This is a genomic window from Streptomyces sp. 15-116A, assembly GCF_025290915.1.
In the GTDB taxonomy this organism is placed as follows: Bacteria; Actinomycetota; Actinomycetes; order Streptomycetales; family Streptomycetaceae; genus Streptomyces.
Genome location: NZ_JAOCQE010000497.1, coordinates 1 through 2,137 on the forward strand (window position 1 = coordinate 1; position 2,137 = coordinate 2,137).

At 71.3% G+C, this 2,137-nt stretch carries 3 protein-coding genes; 1 reads left to right on the forward strand and 2 read right to left on the reverse strand.

What is annotated here, in order from left to right; all coding sequences use genetic code 11:
- Both N4P33_RS34835 and N4P33_RS34840 read right to left on the reverse strand, forming a co-directional pair.
- Positions 1–583 (reverse strand): TerD family protein (locus tag N4P33_RS34835; RefSeq protein ID WP_260830912.1); only part of this gene is annotated, 583 nt, incomplete at its 3' end.
- 148 nt (positions 584–731) lie between these two features.
- Positions 732–1,328 (reverse strand): M48 family metallopeptidase, encoded by a 597-nt coding sequence (locus N4P33_RS34840; protein WP_260830914.1) that lies wholly within the window; start codon positions 1,326–1,328, stop codon positions 732–734.
- A 230-nt stretch (positions 1,329–1,558) separates the two neighbouring features.
- On the opposite strand from N4P33_RS34840, the gene N4P33_RS34845 reads away from it, so the two are divergent.
- A partial coding sequence (locus N4P33_RS34845; protein ID WP_260830915.1) for a ThiF family adenylyltransferase occupies positions 1,559–2,137 on the forward strand: 579 nt, incomplete at its 3' end.

Consider the following 2,137-nt stretch of genomic DNA (forward strand, 5'->3'; position numbering starts at 1 on the left):
AGCCGGGCGCGGCACCGGCGGCCGCCGCCGGCTGCTGCGGGGCGGCCGGCTCCTCCTCGGCCACCTCACCGCCGAAGTTCTTCAGCAGCGCGTCGAGACCGCCGTCGAAACCCTGGCCGACGGCGGCGAACCGCCAGACGTCCTTGAAGTAGAAGTCGCCCAGCATCACGGCCCGCTCGGTGGTGAACTCCGAGCCGTTGAAGGGATAGCGGGCGACCTCCTCGCCGCCCGCGACGATACGCAGGTACCCGGGGCCGATCTGGGACATCTGCCCGGCGCCGTCGATGGTCGCGGTGAAGGACAGCTTCCTGATCTGCTGGGGGATCCGGTCCAGCGTGACCCGGAAGGACTCCGTGTCGCCCGCCTGGGCGCCCAGGAGCTGGATGGACTCCTCGGGGGACTTCGGCTGGTTGTAGAAGATGAAGTACCGGTCGTCCGAGAGCCGTTCGTCGGTATCGAGACCGAAGCAGCTGATGTCGAAGGTCAGCCCAGGACCGGAGATCTGTACGCCTACGTACAGATCCGTGCCCGCTGTGAGATCACTGATCTTGGCCTTGTGGCCGCGCTGGAATTCCCTGGCCATGCGTACGACCGTCCCCCATCCCGAATGTGAGTGCGTCGCGCCAGGCTAACGTCAAATTCGGACACCGGAAGAAGTCGGTACAGACCCGGTACAGAACGCGCGCACAGCGCTACGGTGCCGCCCCGGCCCCTGCTCGCTCACCGGGTGCTCACTCGTCCCGGGCGGCCGGCACATGCGGCAGCCGTTCGGCCGCGACCACACCTTCGAGGTACCCGCGGGCCCGCTCGGTCCTGGGGTACGCCTCCAGCAGCCGCCAGAAGCGCGGCCCGTGCCCGGGCACCAGCAGATGCGCCAGCTCGTGACACAGGACGTAGTCGATGACGTACTCGGGCATGCCTTGCAGCCGGTGCGACAGGCGGATGCTGCCGTCGGACGGGGTGCACGAGCCCCAGCGCGTGTTCTGATTGGTCACCCAGCGCACGGAGGCGGGCCGGGCCCGCCCGTCGAAGTACTGCGCGGAGAGCCGCTGGGCGCGCTCGGCCAGCTGCGCGTCCCCGAGGGCCCGCCTGCTCTCCTGTGCGGCCAGCTTGTCGAGCATGACGGTGACCCAGCGCTGCTCCTCCGCCTCGGACATCCGGGCGGGGATGAGCACGACGGTGCGATCGCCCTCGCGGTACGCGGAGACCGTTCTGCGTCGGCGGGCGCTCCTGCGGACCTCGATCGCGCTCGCCCGTGAGCCGCTCGTCGGCTGGCTCGTCGTGCTGCGCTGTGGCTTTCCGGCGCGGTGCAGTGGGTCGGCGGGCACGCCCCGACCGTACCCGCTGGGCACGGGGAAGTCCCGGCTCCGGGACGGTTCGATGCCGTCGCTCCCACCAGGCGTCGGATTTGTACGACGAATTCCACCGCCTGTGGACAACTTTCGGCAGCCGTCGGCGCAGCCGGGCATGCTGGCACTCGTCGGACCTCGACCGGGCCCGACGGGACACGGGGACGACCGAGCACGACCGAGCACACGAAAGACACGGGGGACTTGTCATGCATCCGGTGGTGAAGCCCGCGCTCAGGCGCGGCTGGCGTGATCTCAACACCGTGCAGTTCGGGATGACACCGGCGCACGCGCTGACCCTGGGGCCGGTGGACACGGCTACGGGCAGCTTCCTCGACCTGCTCGACGGCACGCGTGGGCTGGAGCTGCTGCGCGAGGAGGGTCCGCGCATGGATCTTCCCGACGGCCAGGTCGACCGGCTGGTGAGAAGGCTGGCCCGGGCCGGGCTGCTGGACGACTCCCGGGGCGGCGGGCCGGCCGCCGACGCCCTGCGCGAGAAACGGGAGGTGATAGACCGGCTGGGACCCGATCTGGCCTCGCTGACCCTGACCACCTCCGCACCGGGCGAGGCCCTGGCGCGGCTTGCGGCCCGGCGCGACGCGCGGGTACAGGTACGGGGCGCGGGCCGGGTGGGCTCGGTGCTTGCGGCGCTGCTGTCGGGCGCCGGCGTGGGCGAGGTGGACGTGCGGGACGTCGGACAGGTCGAACCGTGGGACGTGACACCGGGCGGACTGCCCGCCGAGGCCGTCGGAGACCGCCGGGACGAGGCGGCCCGTCGCGTCGTCCGG